19 protein-coding genes and 1 pseudogene are annotated in these 20568 nt (G+C 59.7%); 14 read left to right on the top strand and 6 right to left on the bottom strand.

Annotation, left to right across the window (positions count from 1 at the left end; translation table 11 throughout):
- Positions 1–33: 33 nt before the first annotated feature.
- The 7 genes and pseudogenes from odhB to CAF74_RS17045 all read left to right on the top strand — a co-directional run bounded on the left by odhB (position 34) and on the right by CAF74_RS17045 (position 7974).
- A complete protein-coding gene (gene odhB, locus CAF74_RS17075) occupies positions 34–1257 on the top strand; it encodes a 2-oxoglutarate dehydrogenase complex dihydrolipoyllysine-residue succinyltransferase (RefSeq protein WP_085648494.1) in 1224 nt (407 codons plus the stop codon).
- Positions 1258–1354: 97 nt separating this feature from the next.
- Positions 1355–2791 (top strand): dihydrolipoyl dehydrogenase, encoded by a 1437-nt coding sequence (gene lpdA, locus CAF74_RS17070; protein WP_085682946.1) that lies wholly within the window; start codon positions 1355–1357, stop codon positions 2789–2791.
- Positions 2792–2990: 199 nt separating this feature from the next.
- A complete protein-coding gene (gene sucC, locus CAF74_RS17065; protein WP_007959029.1) occupies positions 2991–4157 on the top strand; it encodes an ADP-forming succinate--CoA ligase subunit beta in 1167 nt (388 codons plus the stop codon).
- Positions 4157–5041, top strand: a complete 885-nt coding sequence (sucD, locus tag CAF74_RS17060; RefSeq protein WP_007959025.1) for a succinate--CoA ligase subunit alpha — start codon at positions 4157–4159, stop codon at positions 5039–5041. Before sucC ends, sucD begins: the two co-directional genes overlap by 1 nt.
- A 328-nt stretch (positions 5042–5369) precedes the next feature.
- Positions 5370–6683, top strand: a complete 1314-nt coding sequence (gene brnQ / locus CAF74_RS17055; RefSeq protein WP_085747079.1) for a branched-chain amino acid transport system II carrier protein — start codon at positions 5370–5372, stop codon at positions 6681–6683.
- 151 nt (positions 6684–6834) lie between these two features.
- Complete coding sequence (locus CAF74_RS17050) at positions 6835–7572, top strand: DUF599 domain-containing protein (protein WP_085608854.1); 738 nt, start codon at positions 6835–6837, stop codon at positions 7570–7572.
- A pseudogene (locus CAF74_RS17045) lies at positions 7572–7974 on the top strand (MAPEG family protein). The gene CAF74_RS17050 and the pseudogene CAF74_RS17045 overlap by 1 nt, the downstream one beginning before the upstream one ends.
- A gap of 77 nt (positions 7975–8051) precedes the next feature.
- Here the strand turns inward: CAF74_RS17045 and CAF74_RS17040 are convergent.
- Positions 8052–8288, bottom strand: coding sequence for a hypothetical protein (locus CAF74_RS17040; protein WP_007959016.1), 237 nt, complete (start codon positions 8286–8288; stop codon positions 8052–8054).
- Positions 8289–8446: 158 nt separating this feature from the next.
- On the opposite strand from CAF74_RS17040, the gene CAF74_RS17035 reads away from it, so the two are divergent.
- The 4 genes from CAF74_RS17035 (at position 8447) to CAF74_RS17020 (ending at position 12155) form a co-directional block, all read left to right on the top strand.
- Positions 8447–8923, top strand: a complete 477-nt coding sequence (locus CAF74_RS17035; protein WP_085747077.1) for a PaaI family thioesterase — start codon at positions 8447–8449, stop codon at positions 8921–8923.
- The gene (locus CAF74_RS17030) at positions 8920–9372 is read left to right on the top strand and encodes a PaaI family thioesterase (RefSeq protein WP_007959014.1); all 453 of its coding nucleotides are present in this window, start codon (positions 8920–8922) and stop codon (positions 9370–9372) included. Before CAF74_RS17035 ends, CAF74_RS17030 begins: the two co-directional genes overlap by 4 nt.
- Positions 9373–9453: 81 nt before the next feature.
- Positions 9454–11358 carry a molecular chaperone HtpG gene (gene htpG, locus CAF74_RS17025; RefSeq protein ID WP_085747263.1) on the top strand — a complete coding sequence of 635 codons (1905 nt, stop codon included), beginning with the start codon at positions 9454–9456 and terminating at the stop codon, positions 11356–11358.
- Positions 11359–11426: 68 nt separating this feature from the next.
- Positions 11427–12155 (top strand): dienelactone hydrolase family protein, encoded by a 729-nt coding sequence (locus CAF74_RS17020; protein ID WP_085747076.1) that lies wholly within the window; start codon positions 11427–11429, stop codon positions 12153–12155.
- Positions 12156–12356: 201 nt separating this feature from the next.
- Here CAF74_RS17020 and CAF74_RS17015 read toward each other — a convergent pair whose 3' ends face one another.
- Together CAF74_RS17015 and CAF74_RS17010 are read right to left on the bottom strand one after the other, a co-directional pair.
- Positions 12357–13223, bottom strand: a complete 867-nt coding sequence (locus CAF74_RS17015) for a pirin family protein (RefSeq protein WP_085747075.1) — start codon at positions 13221–13223, stop codon at positions 12357–12359.
- Positions 13224–13284: 61 nt separating this feature from the next.
- The gene (locus tag CAF74_RS17010; RefSeq protein ID WP_039769799.1) at positions 13285–13701 is read right to left on the bottom strand and encodes an OsmC family protein; all 417 of its coding nucleotides are present in this window, start codon (positions 13699–13701) and stop codon (positions 13285–13287) included.
- 147 nt (positions 13702–13848) lie between these two features.
- Between CAF74_RS17010 and CAF74_RS17005 the strand changes: the two genes are divergently transcribed.
- Together CAF74_RS17005 and CAF74_RS17000 are read left to right on the top strand one after the other, a co-directional pair.
- The gene (locus CAF74_RS17005; RefSeq protein ID WP_371857341.1) at positions 13849–14886 is read left to right on the top strand and encodes an amidohydrolase family protein; all 1038 of its coding nucleotides are present in this window, start codon (positions 13849–13851) and stop codon (positions 14884–14886) included.
- Between the two features lie 130 nt (positions 14887–15016).
- On the top strand, positions 15017–16642 hold the full coding sequence (locus CAF74_RS17000; RefSeq protein ID WP_085747073.1) for a methyl-accepting chemotaxis protein: 1626 nt from the start codon (positions 15017–15019) through the stop codon (positions 16640–16642).
- A gap of 54 nt (positions 16643–16696) precedes the next feature.
- Here the strand turns inward: CAF74_RS17000 and CAF74_RS16995 are convergent, their stop codons facing one another.
- Genes CAF74_RS16995 through purM form a run of 3 tightly spaced genes read right to left on the bottom strand, consistent with a single transcriptional unit; the run spans position 16697 to position 19127 of the window.
- Positions 16697–17410, bottom strand: coding sequence for a DUF3108 domain-containing protein (locus tag CAF74_RS16995; protein WP_085747072.1), 714 nt, complete (start codon positions 17408–17410; stop codon positions 16697–16699).
- Positions 17411–17418: 8 nt separating this feature from the next.
- Positions 17419–18069 carry a phosphoribosylglycinamide formyltransferase gene (gene purN / locus CAF74_RS16990; RefSeq protein ID WP_085608847.1) on the bottom strand — a complete coding sequence of 217 codons (651 nt, stop codon included), beginning with the start codon at positions 18067–18069 and terminating at the stop codon, positions 17419–17421.
- Positions 18069–19127 carry a phosphoribosylformylglycinamidine cyclo-ligase gene (gene purM, locus CAF74_RS16985; protein WP_007950393.1) on the bottom strand — a complete coding sequence of 353 codons (1059 nt, stop codon included), beginning with the start codon at positions 19125–19127 and terminating at the stop codon, positions 18069–18071. Before purM ends, purN begins: the two co-directional genes overlap by 1 nt.
- 375 nt (positions 19128–19502) lie before the next feature.
- On the opposite strand from purM, the gene CAF74_RS16980 reads away from it, so the two are divergent.
- Entirely contained in the window at positions 19503–20561 is a 1059-nt protein-coding gene (locus CAF74_RS16980) for a DUF2066 domain-containing protein (protein ID WP_085747071.1), read from the top strand.
- Positions 20562–20568: the final 7 nt, after the last annotated feature.

The following is a 20568-nucleotide window of genomic DNA, read 5'->3' as shown; positions in this document are numbered from 1 at the left end:
GCACCTGAAACCGAATTTAAGGAACCACAGATAATGGCTATCGAGATCAAAGCCCCCACTTTCCCGGAATCGGTTGCCGATGGCACCGTTGCCACCTGGCACAAACAACCGGGCGACGCCGTCAAGCGTGACGAACTGATCGTCGACATCGAAACCGACAAAGTCGTACTGGAAGTGCTGGCTACCGCCGACGGCGTGCTGGGCGCAATCGTCAAGGGCGAGGGCGAAACCGTCCTGTCCGACGAAGTGCTGGGCTCCATCGTTGAAGGCGGCGCTGCTGCTGCCGCCCCGGCTGCCGCTGCTGCTCCGGCCGCAGCCGCCGCTGCACCTGCTGCCGCTGATGGCGAAGACGACCCGATCGCCGCTCCTGCCGCGCGCAAGCTGGCTGAAGAGAACGGCATCAACATCGCTTCCGTTGCCGGCACCGGCAAAGGCGGTCGCGTGACCAAGGAAGACGTGGTTGCAGCCGTTGCTGCCAAGAAAGCCGCTCCGGCTGCCGCGCCTGCCAAGGCTGCTGCTCCGGCCGCCGCCGCTCCTGTGTTCGCCGCTGGCGACCGCATCGAGAAGCGCGTTCCGATGACTCGCGTTCGTGCCACCGTTGCCAAGCGTCTGGTTGAAGCTCAATCGAACATGGCGATGCTGACCACTTTCAACGAAGTCGACATGACCGAAGTCATGGCCCTGCGTTCGAAGTACAAGGACCTGTTCGAGAAGTCCCACAACGGCGTACGCCTGGGCTTCATGTCGTTCTTCGTGAAGGCTGCCACCGAAGCGCTGAAACGCTTCCCGGCGGTCAACGCTTCGATCGACGGCAACGACATCGTTTACCACGGTTATGCCGACATCGGCGTCGCAGTTTCCAGCGACCGTGGCCTGGTAGTTCCGGTTCTGCGTAACGCCGAACACATGAGCCTGGCTGAAATCGAAGGCGGCATCGCCACCTTCGGCAAGAAAGCCCGTGACGGCAAACTGTCGATGGACGAAATGACCGGCGGCACCTTCACCATCACCAACGGTGGTACCTTCGGTTCGATGATGTCGACCCCGATCGTCAACCCGCCGCAGGCAGCGATTCTGGGCATGCACAACATCATCCAGCGTCCGATGGCCATCAACGGTCAGGTCGTGATCCGTCCGATGATGTACCTGGCACTGTCCTACGATCACCGTCTGATCGATGGCAAAGAAGCTGTAACCTTCCTGGTGACCATCAAGAACCTGCTGGAAGATCCGGCTCGTCTGTTGCTGGATATCTGATAGAAGCAGTCACGCGCTGCAAGCTTCAAGCTGCGGGAAAACGCAGCCTGGCTTGCAGCGCGCGGCTTGAAGCTTTTCGCTAAAGAGGATTTTTTGAATGTCGCAGAAATTTGACGTAGTAGTGATCGGTGCGGGCCCTGGCGGCTACGTGGCTGCCATCAAGGCCGCGCAACTCGGCCTGAGCACTGCCTGCATCGAGAAGTACACCGATGCTGAAGGCAAGCAAGCCCTGGGCGGCACCTGCCTGAACGTAGGCTGCATTCCTTCCAAGGCGCTGCTGGACAGCTCCTGGAAATACAAGGAAGCGAAAGAAAGCTTCAATGTCCACGGTATCTCGACCGGCGAAGTCAAAATGGACGTCGCTGCGATGGTTGGCCGCAAGGCTGGCATCGTCAAGAACCTGACCGGCGGTGTTGCCACCCTGTTCAAGGCCAACGGCGTAACTTCGATCCAGGGCCACGGCAAACTGCTGGCTGGCAAGAAAGTCGAAGTCACCAAGCCGGACGGCTCGGTTGAAGTCATCGAAGCCGAAAACGTCATCCTGGCTCCAGGCTCGCGTCCGATCGACATTCCACCGGCTCCGGTCGATCAGAAAGTCATCGTCGATTCGACTGGCGCACTGGAATTCCAGACCGTACCCAAGCGTCTGGGCGTGATCGGTGCTGGCGTGATCGGTCTGGAACTGGGTTCGGTCTGGTCGCGTCTGGGTGCAGAAGTAACTGTCCTGGAAGCACTGGACACCTTCCTGATGGCAGCGGACACCGCTGTTTCCAAGGAAGCGCTGAAAACCCTGACCAAACAGGGTCTGGACATCAAACTGGGCGCTCGCGTAACCGGCTCGAAAGTGAACGGCGACGAAGTCGTTGTGAACTACACCGACGCCAACGGCGAACAGACCATCACTTTCGACAAGCTGATCGTAGCCGTTGGTCGCCGTCCGGTGACCACTGATCTGCTGGCTGCCGACAGCGGCGTGACCCTGGACGAGCGCGGTTTCGTGCACGTTGACGATCACTGCGCCACCACCGTACCGGGCGTTTACGCTATCGGTGATGTGGTTCGCGGCATGATGCTGGCTCACAAGGCCTCGGAAGAGGGCATCATGGTTGTAGAGCGCATCAAAGGCCACAAGGCCCAGATGAACTATGACCTGATCCCTTCGGTTATTTATACTCACCCGGAAATCGCATGGGTCGGTAAAACCGAGCAGGCCTTGAAAGCTGAAGGCGTTGAAGTTAACGTCGGCACCTTCCCGTTCGCAGCATCCGGCCGTGCCATGGCCGCCAACGATACCGGTGGTTTCGTCAAGGTCATCGCCGATGCCAAGACTGACCGCGTATTGGGCGTGCACGTGATTGGCCCGAGCGCCGCAGAACTGGTTCAGCAGGGCGCGATCGGTATGGAATTCGGCACCAGCGCTGAAGACCTGGGCATGATGGTTTTCTCCCATCCGACCCTGTCTGAAGCCTTGCACGAAGCAGCTTTGGCAGTGAATGGCGGCGCCATCCACATTGCCAACCGCAAGAAGCGTTAAGACACAATAAGAAACCACGGCGGTACGGCCCGTCGTGAGCCTTGCGTGCAAGACTCACCGCGGAATGTCCGCTGGACGCAGCCTTGCGTAGCTGCACCGGGTATCCGGAAAGGCTACGCAAGCAGCAGTCACAGGTGGCGCGGCACTCATAAAGAGCGCAGCGCCGAATGCGCAGTACCTAACGAAGACGGTAAAAAGCATGAATCTTCACGAGTATCAGGGTAAGCAGCTGTTCGCTGAATACGGCCTGCCAGTTTCCACTGGTTTCGCAGTAGACACCCCGGAAGCAGCAGCAGAAGCTTGCGACAAAATCGGCGGCAACGAGTGGGTTGTCAAAGCCCAGGTTCACGCCGGTGGTCGCGGTAAAGCGGGCGGCGTCAAGCTGGTTCGCAGCAAAGAAGACGCCAAAGCCTTCGCACAGCAGTGGCTGGGCAAGCGTCTGGTGACTTACCAGACTGACGCCAACGGCCAGCCAGTCACCAAGATCCTGGTTGAATCGTGCACTGATATCGCTAAAGAGCTGTACCTGGGCGCTGTCGTTGACCGTTCGAGCCGTCGCATCGTGTTCATGGCTTCCACCGAAGGTGGCGTGGACATCGAGAAAATCGCTCACGACACTCCAGAAAAAATTCTGAAAGCCACTATCGATCCACTGGTTGGCGCTCAGCCATTCCAGGGTCGCGAGCTGGCATTCCAGCTGGGTCTGGAAGGCAAGCAGGTTGCTCAGTTCGCCAAGATCTTCGTAGGTCTGGCCAAGCTGTTCAAGGATCACGACCTGGCTCTGCTGGAAGTGAACCCGCTGGTGATCAAGGCTGACGGCGATCTGCACTGCCTGGACGCCAAGATCAACATCGACGCCAACGCAATGTACCGTCAGCCTAAGCTGAAGACTTTCCACGATCCGTCGCAGGACGATCCGCGCGAAGCGCACGCTGCCAAGTTCGAACTGAACTACGTAGCGCTGGAAGGCAACATCGGCTGCATGGTGAACGGTGCCGGCCTGGCCATGGGTACCATGGACATCGTCAACCTGCACGGCGGCAAGCCAGCCAACTTCCTCGACGTAGGCGGTGGTGCTACCAAAGAACGCGTAACCGAAGCTTTCAAAATCATTCTGTCCGACAGCAATGTCGCTGCAGTACTGGTTAACATCTTCGGCGGCATCGTTCGTTGCGACATGATTGCCGAAGGCATCATCGGTGCAGTGAAAGAAGTCGGCGTGAAAATCCCGGTTGTTGTTCGTCTTGAAGGCAACAACGCTGAACTGGGCGCTAAAGTACTGGCAGAAAGCGGTTTGAACATCATCGCTGCTACCAGCCTGACCGACGCTGCTCAACAAGTCGTTAAAGCTGCGGAGGGCAAGTAATGAGCGTCCTGATCAATAAAGACACCAAAGTAATCTGCCAGGGCTTCACCGGTGCGCAGGGTACTTTCCACTCCGAGCAAGCCATTGCCTACGGCACCAAAATGGTTGGCGGCGTGACTCCAGGCAAAGGTGGCACCACTCACCTGAACCTGCCTGTGTTCAACACCGTGAAAGAAGCTGTAGAAGCCACTGGCGCCACCGCCAGCGTCATCTACGTTCCGGCTCCTTTCTGCAAGGACTCGATCCTGGAAGCTGCTTTCGGCGGCATCAAGCTGATCGTCTGCATCACCGAAGGCATTCCTACCCTGGACATGCTGGACGCCAAAGTTAAGTGCGACGAACTGGGTGTTACCCTGATCGGCCCTAACTGCCCAGGCGTGATCACCCCAGGCGAATGCAAGATCGGCATCATGCCAGGTCACATTCACTTGCCAGGCAAGGTCGGTATCGTTTCCCGTTCCGGCACCCTGACCTACGAAGCTGTGAAGCAGACTACTGACGCCGGTTTCGGTCAGTCGACTTGCGTCGGCATCGGCGGTGACCCGATCCCGGGTTCGAACTTCATCGACATCCTGAAGCTGTTCCAGGAAGACCCGAAGACCGAAGCGATCGTAATGATCGGCGAGATCGGCGGTTCGGCTGAAGAAGAAGCGGCTGCCTACATCAAGGCACACGTGACCAAGCCGGTTGTTTCCTACATCGCTGGTGTGACTGCTCCTCCGGGCAAGCGCATGGGCCATGCTGGCGCAATCATCTCCGGCGGCAAAGGCACTGCAGACGAGAAGTTCGCTGCTCTGCAAGACGCAGGCGTGAAAACCGTGCGTTCGCTGGCAGACATCGGCAAGGCCCTGGCCGAGCTGACTGGTTGGGAAGTGAAGAAGTAAGCTTCGGCTGACTTCTCTGCTCCAGCAACAAAGGCCACCTTAGGGTGGCCTTTGTCGTTTCTGGCGTTCGGGTGGACGATGGCAATTTATAAGCACTCACCCAATAACATGCAAAAACGCGACACAGAAACGTCGCGTATCGGATAGTTCGCCCTCTAACAGTGCGTTTGTCGGGCAAATTCGTTAGGCTAGCCGCCATTTTGCGTCTGCCGCCCACAAGGCATGCAACGCGCTAAACGGGTCAGTCTTATACGGATTGACAGCATTTCCCTAACCCCACAGGGAAATCCCCCTCTAAATTCCGATTCAGTAGTGTGGTATTTCCTTAATGAAAGTTTTGAAAGGTCAGGACATCCTGGCACTTGGCTTTATGACATTCGCCCTGTTCGTCGGGGCCGGCAACATCATCTTCCCGCCTATCGTCGGTTTGCAGTCCGGGCCAAACGTCTGGATGGCGGCGCTGGGCTTCCTGATCACGGCGGTCGGTCTGCCGGTGGTCACTGTGGTCGCACTGGCCAAGGTTGGTGGCGCAATGGACGCCCTGAGCAGCCCGATCGGCAAGATCGCCGGTGGTGTACTGGCTGCAGCGTGCTATCTCGCGGTCGGTCCGCTGTTCGCCACCCCGCGTACCGCGACCGTTTCCTTTGAAGTGGGGCTGGCGCCGTTGACCGGCGAGAGCCCGCTGGCACTGTTCCTCTACAGCTCGGTGTACTTCCTGCTGGTGTTCTTCATTTCGCTCTACCCTGGGCGTCTGCTGGACACCGTCGGTCGCTTCCTCGCGCCGCTGAAGATCATCGCCTTGGCTGTGCTCGGCATCGCCGCATTCGCACTGCCGGCCGGTGATATCGGTGTGGCTACCCCGGAATATGTCGCAGCACCGTTCTCCCAAGGGTTCATCAATGGTTACCTGACCATGGATACCCTCGGCGCGCTGGTGTTCGGCATCGTCATCGTCAACGCGATCCGCTCCCGTGGCGTCGAGTCGCCGGCGCTGATCACCCGTTACGCGATCATCGCCGGGCTGATTGCCGGTGTCGGTCTGGCGCTGGTGTATGTCAGCCTGTTCCGTCTGGGTTCCGGCAGCCATGAAGTGGCGGCGGGCGCGACCAACGGCGCGGCAGTGCTGCACGCTTACGTGCAACACACCTTCGGTTCGCTGGGCAGTGGCTTCCTTGCCGTGCTGATCTCCCTGGCGTGCCTGGTGACCGCTGTCGGCCTGACCTGCGCCTGTGCCGAATACTTCAGCCGCGTACTGCCGCTGTCGTACAAGACCCTGGTGATCATCCTGGCGGCGTTCTCGCTGCTGGTGTCCAACCTGGGCCTGACCAAGCTGATCGCGTTCTCGATCCCGGTGCTGACCGCAATCTACCCGCCGTGCATCGTGCTGGTGGCGCTGAGCTTCTGTGCAGGGTTCTGGCATGAGCAGAGCCGCATCATGGGCCCGGTGATGCTGGTGTCGTTCGTGTTCGGCACCATCGATGCGTTGAAAGGCGCCGGTCTGGCGGACTGGATGCCATCGCAATTGGCCCACCTGCCGCTGAGCGAGCAAGGTCTGGCGTGGCTGGTGCCGTGCGTGATGACCCTGGTGGTTGCCGTGGTTTGCGACCGCCTGCTGGGCAAGCGCGCCGAAGCACTCGCCTAAGATTGCCGGGCCGCCACGAGCGGCTGCCGAGCGATTAAACAGAAATGCCCCGTATCAATCGATACGGGGCATTTTTTATGGGCTTCAGGCAGTGTCTTTTTCCCTCGACTAACGTCGAAGGGGAGCCGAAATCTTCATCACAGGGAATTGCATGTCGTTCATCCAAGCCAACCTGATCCACCTGCTGGCCGCGCTCTGGTTTGTCATCTGCTGGGGCGGTTACACCCGTTATGCCACCTGGAAGGCCCGTGACACCGCGTGCCTGGCCAGCGTGCTGCATCTGTACCGCGAAGACTGGATGCGCCGCATGCTGCTGCGTGACAACCGTATTGCCGACGCCAGCGTGATCGGCAACCTGGAGCGCAACGCCTCGTTCTTCGCCTCCAGCACGCTGATTATCCTGGCGGGCATCCTGACCGTGCTCGGCGCGTCCGAGCGCGCGGTGTCGCTGCTGGCGGACATTCCGATGGTGCAACAGGCCTCGCAGGGCATGTCGGAGATCAAGTTGCTGTGCCTGGCGCTGGTGTTTGTCTATGCCTTCTTCACTTTCAGCTGGTGCATGCGCCAGTACAACTTCGCCGCCATTCTGGTCGGCTCGGCCCCGATGATCGGTGAGCGGCAAGTGTCGGAGCAGGAGCGCAAGGCGTTCGCCTCGCGGGCGGCTCGAGTGATTTCGATGGCGGCCAACCAGTTCAACTTCGGTCTGCGTTCCTATTACTTCGGCATGAGCATGCTGGCGTGGTTCGTCAGCCCGTGGCTGTTCATGTTGATGAGCGCCGGTGTGGTGCTGGTGTTGTATCGCCGGGAGTTTCATTCCGACGTGCTCGATGTAATGGTCTATACCCCTACAGAGGCGCCATTGCCCGAAGCGAACAAAGAGGCCGCTTGATGAGTATTCCGTTCTGGTGTGTGTTTATCAGTGCATTGTTGATCTACGTGGCGCGGATGCCGGTCGGCAAGGCCATGAAAGAGCAGGGCGGTTACAACAACCATCTGCCGCGTCAGCAACAGGCGCAGCTTACCGGTTACGGCGCCCGTGCGCTGGCGGCGCATCAGAACAGCATCGAAGCGTTCATCCTGTTTGCGGTTGGCGTGCTGATGGCGCATACCACGCAGACGGCGGGATGGCTGATCGATACATTGGCGATCATCTTCGTGATCTCACGGATTTTCTATTTGTGGTTTTATCTGGCGGATATTCCAAAATTGCGCAGTCTGGTCTGGCTGGTCGGCTTAGTGTGTTCATTGTTGCTGATGATTAGTCCGACTTTTTAGAACAGTCTTGCTCTAAGACGGCACTGGCAAAAAATGACAGGCAAAAGAAAACCCGCACTTGGCGGGTTTTCTTTTTTGCCAGCCAGAAGCGGCTTATTGCTTCTTGGCAGCTTCTTCTTGCGCTGCAGCGTTCGATTCGGCCTGAGCTTTGGCAGCTTCGGCGTTTTCTTTCGCTGCGTCGTTCACTTTATCCTGAGCTTTGTTCATGTCTTGCTGAGCTTGTTCAGCATGTTGGTTGGCATCTTGAGCTTTGTCCTCGGATTTTTTATCGCAGGCAGCGAGACCGAGGGAAGCGGTCAACATCAAGGCAATAGCTAAAGTCTTACGCATGGGGTGTTTCTCCTTATGGAAAATAACTACTGGCCTTAAGAGCTCAGGCCCAAGGCTTAAGTTCCTCATTTCTTTCAGATATATAAGTTTGTTTTGCAATGGAACTTTTGCTGTTCTTTCCACTACTGGGAATGACGACTAACAAGAGTAATTATCAAATGGCCGAAAACCCCGTTTTTGAGCGTGCGACACGGTTTCTCTCGGCCTTGCGCCACTGTCAGGTGCTGGGATTGAAGGTGCACAGCGCAAGTAGCGAAGGCCTGACGGTGGTGCTGCCGTACAGTGAGCAAATCGTCGGCAACCCGCTGACTGGCGTCATCCACGGCGGGGCGATCACGTCGCTGATGGACACCGCGTGCGGCATGTCGACCCTGTGCGTCCTGCCGGAATTCGAAGTCTGCCCGACCCTCGATCTGCGCATCGACTACATGCACGCCGCCGAGCCGCATAAAGACGTCTATGGCTTCGCCCAATGTTATCGAGTCACCACCGATGTGATCTTCGCTCGCGGCTTCGCCTATCAGGATGATCCCGAGCAACCGATTGCCCACGTCGTCGGCACCTTCATGCGCATGGGCAAGGGCCTTAAAGGCACCAAAGGCTTCGGTGGCGCGATCAAGGGAGAAAACCCATGAGCGATGATTTCAAGCAGCAATTGCAAGAAGCCCACGAGAAGGGTGACTACGCACCGCTGTTGAAACTGATCCCCTACGCCGGGCTTATCGGCGTCGAGTGTTCGCGGGTCGGTGATGACTTGCTGTTCAAGCTGCCGGCCAACAAGGACAACATTGGTAACCCTTTATTGCCGGCGATCCACGGCGGGGTGATTGCCGGGTTCATGGAGCTGTCCGCCGCCCTGCACCTGCTGATTTTCACCGGCGCGCCGGGTGTGCCGAAGATTATCGATTTCTCCCTCGATTACCTGCGGGCCGGGCAGTTTCGCGACACCTGGGCCCGGTGTCAGGTCTGCCGTCAGGGCCGGCGGGTGGCCAACGTCGCGGTCACGGCGTGGCAAAGCACCGAAAGCGAACCGATTGCCACTGCCCGCGCGCACTTCAAAATCGATGAGCCCTTGAAATCCTGAAGCACGCCCCCAACTCACAGAACAACCCGCCGCCGACCAGCAAGGTCGCGGCCAATGCCATCTGATTGGAGTTTGATGACCATGAGTGTGGAAACTCAAAAGGAAACCCTGGGCTTCCAGACCGAGGTGAAGCAACTGCTGCACCTCATGATCCATTCGCTGTATTCCAACAAGGAAATCTTCCTTCGCGAATTGATCTCGAACGCCTCTGACGCCGTCGACAAATTGCGCTTCGAAGCCCTGGCCAAGCCTGAGTTGCTCGAAGGTGGCGATGAACTGAAAATCCGTGTGAGCTTCGACAAGGACGCCAAGACCGTCACCCTCGAAGACAACGGCATCGGCATGAACCGTGACGATGTGATCACCCACCTGGGTACCATCGCCAAATCCGGCACCGCCGATTTCATGAAAAACCTGTCCGGCGATCAGAAGAAGGATTCGCACCTGATCGGTCAGTTCGGTGTGGGCTTCTACTCGGCCTTCATCGTCGCTGACAAAGTTGACGTGTACAGCCGTCGCGCCGGCACCGCCGCCAGCGAAGGCGTGCACTGGTCGTCGAAAGGCGAGGGCGAATTCGAAGTCGCCACCATCGACAAGCCGGAGCGCGGCACCCGCATCGTTCTGCACCTGAAATCCGGTGAAGACGAGTTCGCCGATGGCTGGCGTCTGCGCAACATCATCAAGAAGTACTCCGACCACATCGCGCTGCCGATCGAGCTGCCGAAAGAAGTGGCCGCTACCGAAGGCGAAGAGAAGCCTGAAGTTGAATGGGAAACCGTCAACCGCGCCAGCGCTCTGTGGACCCGTCCTCGCACCGAAGTGAAGGACGAGGAATACCAGGAGTTCTACAAACACATCGCCCACGACTTCGAAAATCCGCTGTCGTGGAGCCACAACAAGGTCGAAGGCAAGCTCGAGTACAGCTCGCTGCTGTATGTGCCGGCCCGCGCACCGTTCGATCTGTACCAGCGTGAAGCGCCGAAAGGCCTGAAGCTGTACGTGCAGCGCGTGTTCGTGATGGATCAGGCCGAGTCGTTCCTGCCGCTGTACCTGCGCTTCATCAAAGGCGTGGTCGATTCCAACGACCTGTCGCTGAACGTGTCGCGGGAAATCCTGCAGAAAGACCCGATCATCGACTCGATGAAGTCGGCGCTGACCAAGCGCGTGCTGGACATGCTGGAAAAACTGGCGAAGAACGAGCCTGAGCAATACAAGGGCTTCTGGAAAAACTTCGGTCAGGTCATGAAAGAAGGCCCGGCAGAAGATTTCGCCAACAAGGAAAAAATTGCCGGTCTGCTGCGTTTCGCATCGACCAACGGCACCGATGGCGAGCAGATCGTCGGTCTGGCCGAGTACCTGGCGCGCGCCAAGGAAGGTCAGGACAAGATCTACTACCTCACCGGCGAAACCTACGCGCAGGTCAAGAACAGCCCGCACCTGGAAGTCTTCCGCAAGAAAGGCATCGAAGTGCTGCTGCTGACCGACCGTATCGACGAGTGGCTGATGAGCTACCTCAGCGAATTCGACGGCAAGACGTTTGTCGACGTCGCGCGCGGTGACCTGGACCTGGGCAACCTGGACTCGGAAGAGGACAAGAAGGCTGCTGAAGAAGTCGCCAAGTCGAAAGAAGGTCTGGTCGAGCGTCTGAAAACCGCACTGGGCGATTCCGTTGCCGAAGTCCGGGTTTCCCATCGCCTGACCGATTCGCCAGCCATTCTGGCCATCGGCGAGCAGGATCTGGGTCTGCAAATGCGTCAGATCCTCGAGGCCAGCGGGCAGAAAGTGCCGGATTCGAAGCCGATCTTCGAATTCAACCCGAGCCACCCGCTGATCGAGAAGCTCGACAACGAGGCCAGCGAAGATCGCTTCAGCGACCTGTCGCACATCCTCTTCGACCAGGCCGCCCTGGCGGCGGGCGACAGCTTGAAAGACCCGGCCGCTTATGTGAGCCGTCTGAACAAGCTGCTGGTCGAGCTGTCGGCCTGATCAAGCTGTAGAAAAACCCGCTTCGGCGGGTTTTTTCATTCTGGAATTCAACCAATCTGGAGTCAGAAATGAGCCAAGTCACTGTACGTTCCGTGGTCTATCAGATTGACGGCCAGCCTTATGAAGGTCGCCTGGCGTTCGACGCCGAGCACAAAGGCGCGCGTCCGGGTCTGTTGATGGCGCCGAACTGGATGGGTGTCAGCGCTGGCGCTGAAGAGATCGCCAAATCGGTGGCGGCCAAGGGTTATGTGGTGCTGATCGCTGACGTGTACGGCCAGGCGGTGCGTCCGCAGAATGCCGATCAGGCCGGTGCGGCGATGATGCCGCTGAAGGACGACCGCGCGCTGCTGCGCAAGCGTATGCAGGCCGCGTTCGAACAATTGCAGAAGCAGGGCGAGGCGGCGGTCGATACCTCGAAACTGGCGGTGTTCGGCTTCTGCTTCGGCGGTTGCTGTGCGCTGGATCTGGCCCGCACCGGTGCGCCGGTGAAAGCGGCGGTGTCGTTCCACGGCACGCTGGATTCGCCGAACCCGGCGGACGCGAAGAACATCAAGGGCTCGGTGCTGGTGCTGCACGGTGCTTCCGATCCGCTGGTGCCGAAAGAGCAGTTGCCGGCATTCGAAGACGAGATGAACGCTGCTGGTGTGGACTGGCAGTTGCTGAGCTACGGCGGCGCGGTGCACTCGTTCACCGATCCGCACGCCAATGTGCCGGGCAAGATGATGTACGACGCGAAGACCGCAGCGCGTGCGTTCAAGTCGATGCATGACTTGCTGGAAGAAGTGTTCAAGGGCTGAAGCCTAAGAGCAAAAGCCCCTCACCCTAACCCTCTCCCAGAGGGAGAGGGGACTGACCGTAAGTTTCTCGAGAGTTGCATCGACCTGAAAGTGAATCACCGAATCCATAATCGACTCGGTGTTTCAGGTCGATGTATGACATAAGACACCTCGGTCGGCTCCCTCTCCTCCTGGGAGAGGGCTGGGGTGAGGGCAGGCGGTTTAACGCGGTAATTCAATCCGCTCGACTTCCCCCGGCACGGTCGGCCAATCCCCGGCCGCCCACTTGCGCCGCGCTTCATCGATCGCCGCCGGATCGCTCGCGACAAAATTCCAGTTGATCCTCCGTGGCCCGTCCAGTGGCGCACCGCCGAACAACACCGCGTGGCTGTCGCTCTCGGCAAACAGGCTCATCTCTTCCCCGGTCGGCAACACCACCAGTGCATGGGGTTCGACCGCTTCGCCATTCAGCTGCACATCACCACTCAACACGTACAGCGCCCGCTCTTCATGCTCGGTCGGGATCAGCAGTGTGGTCGCGGTTTGCATCTTCAATTCGGCATACAGCGTAGGAGAAAGCACCGGCACCGGCGATTCCAGGCAAAAGCCTGACCCGGCGATCATGCGGATCTGCACGCCGAGGTTATCGCTGACCGGCAAGGTCGAGGCCGGGTGGTGGCTGTAATGCCCCGGGCCTTGTTCGTGATCCTTGGGCGAGGCGAGCCAGATTTGCAGGCCGTGCATCTTGAAGCTTTGCTCCCACAGCGGTTCGGGCGTGCGCTCGACGTGAGCGATCGCCGTGCCGGCGGTCATCCAGCTGACATCGCCGGCGCTGACCACCTGATCCGAACCCAGGCTGTCCTTGTGCTGGATCTGCCCGTCGAACAAATACGTAAGGGTCGACAGACCGATGTGCGGATGCTGTCGGATGTTCATGCCTTTGCCCGCCGGATAAACCGTTTCGAGCATGTGGTCGAAAAACACGAAAGGCCCGACGCTGCGGCATTTGGCTGACGGCAGCGGGCGCAAGATCGGCTGGCCCTCGACGTCTTCGGCGCGCGGGCGGATGATCAGGGGTTGGGTGTCCATGGTCCATTCCAGGCTGGGCGGGTGATGCGTGGAGCATAACCCGCCGGTGTCGTCGTGGTGATTACTGACTGTCGAAGCCGACTGGCGCGTGGGTTTCGATGGTGACTTCGCTGGTGGTCATCAGCTTGTGGATCGGGCAGCGATCGGCGACGCGCAGCAGTTCTTCGCGCTGGGCATCGGTGAGCACGCCTTTGAGGGTGAGGGTCACGTGCAGCGCGTACTTGCCTTTCTGTTCCTGGCTGTTGTCGCGTTTGACCTCAACGCCGACGCCGGTCAGCGGGATGTCCTTTTTCTTCGCGTACAGCTTCAGGGTCAGAGCCTTGCAGGCGCCGAGGGCGGCGTCGAAGTAATCGTGCGGCTCCGGAGCCGAGCCTTCGCCGCCGGCGGTCGTCGGGACGTCTGTAAACAGCTCATGCTCATCGATCTGTACGGTGTGGCGAAAACCTTCGGCGGACACGGTATTGACGGTAACGGTCATGTGAACCTCGCAAGCTGTAGGAAAAGGGATTCGATCAAAAAAGACCTTGCAGGTATAGAGCATTTCCCACACAGGCACGTTCCACTTTCTTGCCGGGTGAACCCTCATTGCCCGGCGAGGGTCTAGGCTATGCCTGTCTGCCGGAGAATGCTTGTGTCCGTGTTTCGTTTGAGCCTTGCCTGCCTGATGGCTTTCACCGGCGCCGCCAGTGCCCGGGAATACACCTACAGTGACGCGCACCTGCATTACGTGGATTTTTTCCAGGAAACCGCCGGCATGCCGAAATTGCTGACGGCCATGAAGGAAAACTCCATCGAGCACGTGATGATTTCCGGCATTCCCGTGGCGAAGAAATGGCACGAAGACGAGCCGAAGCGCCCGCGTTATTACGCTGGCGATGATGCCGATGCCTATTGGTACAGCGCGACTGACGTGATCGTCGCCGACGCGGTGCAGAAGCTGACACCTGAGCAACGCCAGTACTTTCACCCGTTTCTTTCAGGCTTCAACCCCAACGACAAGAACTCCGCCACGCACATCCAGCGCATGCTCGATCTGTATCCCGGCTTGTGGCAGGGCATCGGCGAGGTCTTCACCCGTCACGACGACCTCACCGCACTGACCTCCGGCGATACGCCGCGTGCCAATAACGAAGCCATGACCCGCATCTATCACCTGGCCGCCGAGCACGATCTGCCGGTGATGCTGCATTCCAACATCACCTCCAAGCGTGAGAAGAATCCGCTGTACCTGAAGGAAATCGAAGAGCCGCTGCGTAATCATCCGCACACCCGGTTTATCTGGGCGCATGCCGGCACCAGTGCTGAAATCCATCGTCATCAGACGCAGCTGGATTTTCTGCTGCCGACCCTTACCCGAATGCTGGAGGCGTATCCGAACCTGTTCATCGATCTGTCGTGGAGCCTGCTGACGCCTTATCTGCTGGACGAAAAGAGCCAGCCGCGAGCCGAGTGGGTGCAATTGGTGGAGCGCTATCCGGATCGCTTCATGATCGGTTCGGACGTGGTCGGGCGATTCAACAAACTCGGCAAGGAAATCCATGGTTTCAAGCCGTTTCTCGACGCCTTGCCTGAGGCGGTCGCGAAAAAAGTCGCACGGGACAACTTCCTGGGGATATTGCCGCGAACAGCGCTCAAGTCCGGCAAAACCGCGCTGAATCGTTAATGCTTTAGGTTCGAAGTATTAAGGCCTTTTGATATCACGTTTTGGTCTTACGCAATTTTCCAAAGGGCCGATACCTTCTAGAGCAACCAGCTGCAGGGTTGATGCAGCGCTTTTGGAAGGAACCAGAGCAATGAGTATCCGTAGTCTCAATATTGCGCCCCGAGCCGGGCTGGGTTTTGGCGTACTGGCGCTGATGGTGTTTGCCCTTGGCGCGTTTGCCCTGCTGCAGATGTCGAACATGCGCGCGCAATCCGACGAGGTCGACAATAACTGGCTGCCCAGCGTGATGGCGGTGGGCGAGATGAGCCAGGACATGTTGCGCCTGCGTGCGCTGACCATGCGCCTGTTGCTCAATCGCGATCCGCAGGCGCTGGATCAGAATGTGGCCAAGCTCAATGATTTGCGCGGTGTGCTGAGCGAAGCCCAGCAGCGTTACGACATCCTGATCGTATTGCCCGAAGAGCGCGCGCTGTTCGACCGCTTCAAGGTTGCCGAACACAAGTACCTGGAGTTTCAGGCGCAGGTGATGACGTTATCTGCTCAGGGACGAGTGGAGGAGGCGGCCGCCATTCTCAACGGGCAGATGAGTCCGCTGGCGGATGAGATTGCAGTGACCCTGCGTGAATTGGTCGAACTGAACAAGCACAACGCCAACCTCGCCACAGAGGCCGCACGGCTGGTGTTCACCAGCTCGCGGGTGTGGGTCGGGGTGATGATCGGCATCACTGCGCTGATTACCATCGCGCTGGCGTTATTGCTGACCCGCAGCATCGTGCTGCCGCTGTCGCAATCGCTCAATGTGGCGGAAGTGGTGGCCGGCGGCGATCTGACCGGGGATATCAGCATTTCCGGCAAGGACGAGCCGGCGCGGCTGCTGCACGCGCTCAAGAGCATGCAGCACAACCTGCGTGACACCATCCGCCGGATCTCGGAGTCCTCCAGTCAACTGGCTTCGGCCTCGGAGGAGTTGAGCTGCGTCACCGAAGACGCCACGCGAGGGCTGCACCAGCAGAGTCTGGAAATTGAACAGGCGGCCACGGCGGTCAATCAGATGACCGCCGCGGTGGAGGAGGTGGCGAGCAATGCCGTCGCGACTTCCGAGGCTTCCCGTGAGTCTGATCGCATTGCCCAGCATGGTCGCGAGCAGGTCCAGCAGACGGTATCGTCCATCGAGTTGCTGGCGGACGATGTCACCGCCAATGCCGCGCAGGTGGAGGATCTGGCGCAGAAGGTCTACAGCATCAGCAAAGTACTGGATGTGATTCGCTCGATTGCCGAGCAGACCAATCTGCTGGCGTTGAACGCGGCGATCGAGGCTGCGCGGGCGGGGGATGCCGGGCGGGGTTTTGCGGTGGTGGCGGACGAAGTGCGGGCGCTGGCCCATCGCACTCAGCAGTCGACGCAGGAAATCGAACAGATGATCGGCGGCATCCAGCAGGGCACCGATTCGGCGGTCAGCTCGATGCAACAGAGCAATGTCCGGGCGCGCTCGACCCTGGAGTTGGCGAAGGCGGCTGGCGTGGCGCTGGAGGAAATTGCTTCGGCGTTCACCTTGATCAACGAGCGCAATCTGGTGATCGCCAGTGCGTCGGAAGAGCAGGCGGCCGTGGCGCGGGAAGTTGATCGCAACCTGATGAACATCCGTGACCTGGCGATGCAGACGTCTGCAGGGGCCAATCAGACCAGCGCCGCGAGTCAGGAGTTGTCGCGGCTGGCGGTGGACCTGAACAGCATGGTCGCCAAGTTCTCGGTTTGATCAGCGTTCGACAGGCGAAAAAAAAGCCCCGCGTTTGCGGGGCTTTTCGTTGAATCAGCTGCCTTTGACCGTCTTGCCGTTGACCGTGCCGTCGAGGAGCATGATGTTGTACTCCTTGCCGTCGGTTTCGACCTGTTGCAGGCGAACCAGCAGGTAATCCCAGTCCTTGGCGAACCACAGGACGGTGATGCGCTTGCTTTGTGTCGGATCGCGGACGCGCTCGACCTTGATCGCATCGATCTGGCCAGCCTTGGTTTCGACTTTCTCCGAACCCAGCACGCGGAAGTCGTAGGTATCGACTTCACCATCATCGACCACCTGATAGCTCATGCTTTTCTTGCCGGCGGCCACGTCATGCTGCAGCGCCAGTTGATAGGTGGATTTGTCGACCATGCCGCGGTTGAGCGGGATTTTCACCGCGTCGCCGCGGTCGGTGCCGGTCACCAGCTTGTTGGCCCAGTCGAAGTCCAGGTCAGCCTTTTTCGCCTTGCCCAGACCACCGCGTTCGAAGTGGTAGGACTGTGGCAGCAGGGTGTCCTTGTCCAGGGTGAGGGTGCTTTCCTCGGACAGGCTGGCAATCATCATCGAGGCCTTGAAGCTGAGCTTCCAGACGCCGTTGGCCTCCTTGGTCAGACTGCGTTCTGCAGTGCCGCTCATGGGCAACTGCTTCCAGTCTGCGGTGTAGCTGGCGGAGAACGGTTGAAGGTCTGCCGCCTGGGCAAAAGGCAGGGCGAGCAGAGCGCAAGCGAAGAGCAGGGCGCGACGCATAAAATCTCCTAGTTTCGAATCAAGTGACCGCTGGCCCCGAGTAGCTGGCCATCCAGTAAAGCACCTTGCTCGCCGAGGCTCAGCCGTCCTTCGGCGAACCAGCGTACGGCCATCGGGTAGATCAGGTGTTCCTGAACGTGAACCCGTTGCGCCAGACTTTGCGGCGAATCGTGCAACTCTACCGGTATTACTGCCTGTACGACCAGTGGTCCGCCATCGAGTTCCTCGGTGACGAAGTGCACGGAGCAGCCGTGTTCGGCGTCGCCGGCTTCCAGCGCGCGCTGATGCGTGTGTAACCCTTTGTATTTGGGTAGCAGCGACGGGTGGATGTTGAGCAGGCGACCCTGGTAGTGACGGACGAAGTCAGCGCTGAGAATGCGCATGAAGCCGGCCAGTACCACGAGTTTGGGGTTGAATTCGTCGATCAGTTCGATCAGCGCGGTATCGAAGGCCTCGCGGCCCTCGAATCCCTTGTGATCCAGCGAGCGGGTGGCGATACCCGCGTCACTGGCGCGTTGCAGGCCGTAGGCGTCGGCGCGGTTGGAAATCACCGCAGCGATGCGGACCGGGCTGTCGCCGGTCCGCGTGCTGTCGATCAGGGCCTGCAAGTTACTGCCGGTGCCGGACAACAGCACCACGACATCACAGGTCTGGGACATCAGTGAGCCTTGAGGTTCTTCAGTTCGACCTGAGCCGCGCCTTCGGCAGCGACAGCGATCTGACCGATGACCCAAGGCTGCTCGCCGGCGTCACGCAGGGTGTTCAGGGCCACTTCAACGTGTTCCTGAGCCACGCAGATCACCATGCCCACGCCGCAGTTCAGCACGCGGTGCATTTCGGTTTCGTCGACGTTGCCTTTCTCTTGCAGCCAGTCGAAGACGGCCGGGCGGTTCCAGCTGGCCACGTCAACCACGGCTTGAGCGCCTTTTGGCAGAACGCGCGGGATGTTGTCCAGCAGGCCGCCACCGGTGATGTGGGCCATGGCCTTGACGGCGCCGGTGTCCTTGATCAGCTTGAGCAGCGGCTTCACGTAGATGCGGGTCGGGGCCATCAGCAGTTCGGTCAGTGGCTTGCCGTCGAGCTGAACGGTTTCGATGTCGGCACCGGACACTTCGATGATCTTGCGGATCAGCGAGTAGCCGTTGGAGTGCGGACCGGACGATGGCAGGGCGATCAGGGCGTCACCGGTGGCGACTTTCGAGCCGTCGATGATTTCGGCTTTTTCCACGACGCCAACGCAGAAGCCGGCCAGGTCGTAGTCTTCGCCTTCGTACATGCCAGGCATTTCAGCGGTTTCGCCGCCGACCAGCGAGCAGCCAGCCAGTTCGCAGCCTGCACCGATACCGGTGACCACAGTGGCGGCCACGTCGACGTTCAGCTTGCCGGTGGCGTAGTAGTCGAGGAAGAACAGCGGCTCGGCGCCGCACACCACCAGATCGTTGACGCACATGGCGACCAGGTCCTGGCCGATGCTGTCGTGCTTGTTCAGGTTAAGCGCCAGGCGCAGCTTGGTGCCCACGCCGTCAGTACCGGAAACCAGCACCGGCTGTTTGTAACCGGCCGGGATCTCGCAGAGGGCGCCGAAACCGCCCAGGCCGCCCATGACTTCCGGGCGCGCAGTGCGCTTGGCGACGCTCTTGATGCGTTCGACCAATGCTTCACCGGCGTCGATGTCTACACCGGCGTCCTTGTAGCTCAGGGAGGGTTGCTTGCTCATGATCCAGGCCTTTAGGGGAGGGGATTCAGGGGTAACGACCGAGTTCAGCGGGAACGCCGAATCCGACAGGGGCGATTGCCTCACGCGAAGTTCGGGGTGCCCGGCTGTTGCCGGTCTGCGAAGGCGCGCGATTTTATCAGGCTTGAGGGGCAGCGGCCATCCTCACGCCGACGGGCAGGGGCATATCGGTGGAAAAATTTTGCAATTGACGCTGTGGGCGACATCACGGGTGCCTGTATAAGGAACCGTCTATCGTTAGGACTGTGCAAAAACTTACCGACCGCGTGTGAATGTTTTGCGACGGCCTGTGGTCACAGGCTTGCCACAACGGTGCACGCGGCCTGTTCCAGCCGCTCTTGTCGACGGGAATTCTCCATGCGTTTTTGTAAATGGCTGTTAGTAGGTGGCTTGTCTCTGATCAGCCTGGCGAGCCAGGCCGAAAATCTCAAAGGTCTTTATCAGGTGCGCGAACCGGTCACGGGTCAGTCGCCGGAGGAGCGTGATCGCGCGACCCAGGCTGCGCTGGATACGCTGGTGCTGCGGCTGACCGGCGACCCGAAAGCCCCGCAGAACCCGGGGCTGGCGCCGGTTCGCAAGGATCCGCAGCAGATCATCAGTCAGTTCGGTTTCGATGCTGGGCCGCCGGAAGTGCTGAAAGTCGATTTCGATCCGGGAACCACCGAGCAGGCGTTGCGCCGCGCCGGGCTGGCGCTGTGGGGTGCCAACCGGCCCTCGATCCTGAGCTGGTGGCTGAACGATTCGACCGAGGGTTCGAGTCTGGTGGGTGACGGTCAGGCCAGCGCCGCGCCGTTGCGCCGTGCGGCCCAGCACCGTGGATTGCCTTTGCGCCTGCCGTTGGCGGACTTGAGTGAGCAATTGGTCGCTACGGCGCCGGCGCTCGAGGGAGCCGACCCGGCGCCGCTGCGCAACGCTTCCGAGCGCTACAACGCTGACGCCTTGCTTGCTGTGCATGCCCGCGAAGAAAGCGGGCAATGGCAGGCCAAATGGCAATTGTGGCTGGGCGACAAAAAAGAGGCGGGCAACGTGCAGGGCGCGGATCAGGCCGCGGTGGCCGATGCGGTGATGCTGGCGGTCACTGAACGTCTGGCGCCACGCTTTGTTGCCAAACCGGGCGCGTCCGGCCAGCAGACCCTGGAAGTGCAGGGCATGAATCTGGAGCACTACGCAGCGCTGCTGCGGTTACTCGAACCGTTCGGCGTGCGTCTGCAGAGTGTCGATGCCGATCGCATCCTCTATCGGGTCAACGGCAGTGCCGATCAATTGCGAGCGCAATTGTCGCTGGCGAAGTTGCAGGAACTTCCGGCCGAGGCGCCGGCTCCGGTCGCTGCGCCTCAGCCTGCGGTCGCCGGGGCGCCGCCAGTTGCTGCGCCGACGCCGACACCGGCGGCGCCGTCCTTGCGGTTCCGCTGGTAGGTTTTCT

Source organism: Pseudomonas sp. R45(2017), assembly GCF_002112305.1.
Classification (GTDB): domain Bacteria; phylum Pseudomonadota; class Gammaproteobacteria; order Pseudomonadales; family Pseudomonadaceae; genus Aquipseudomonas; species Aquipseudomonas paraglycinae.
This window is presented reverse-complemented; position numbering and strand designations above follow the sequence as displayed.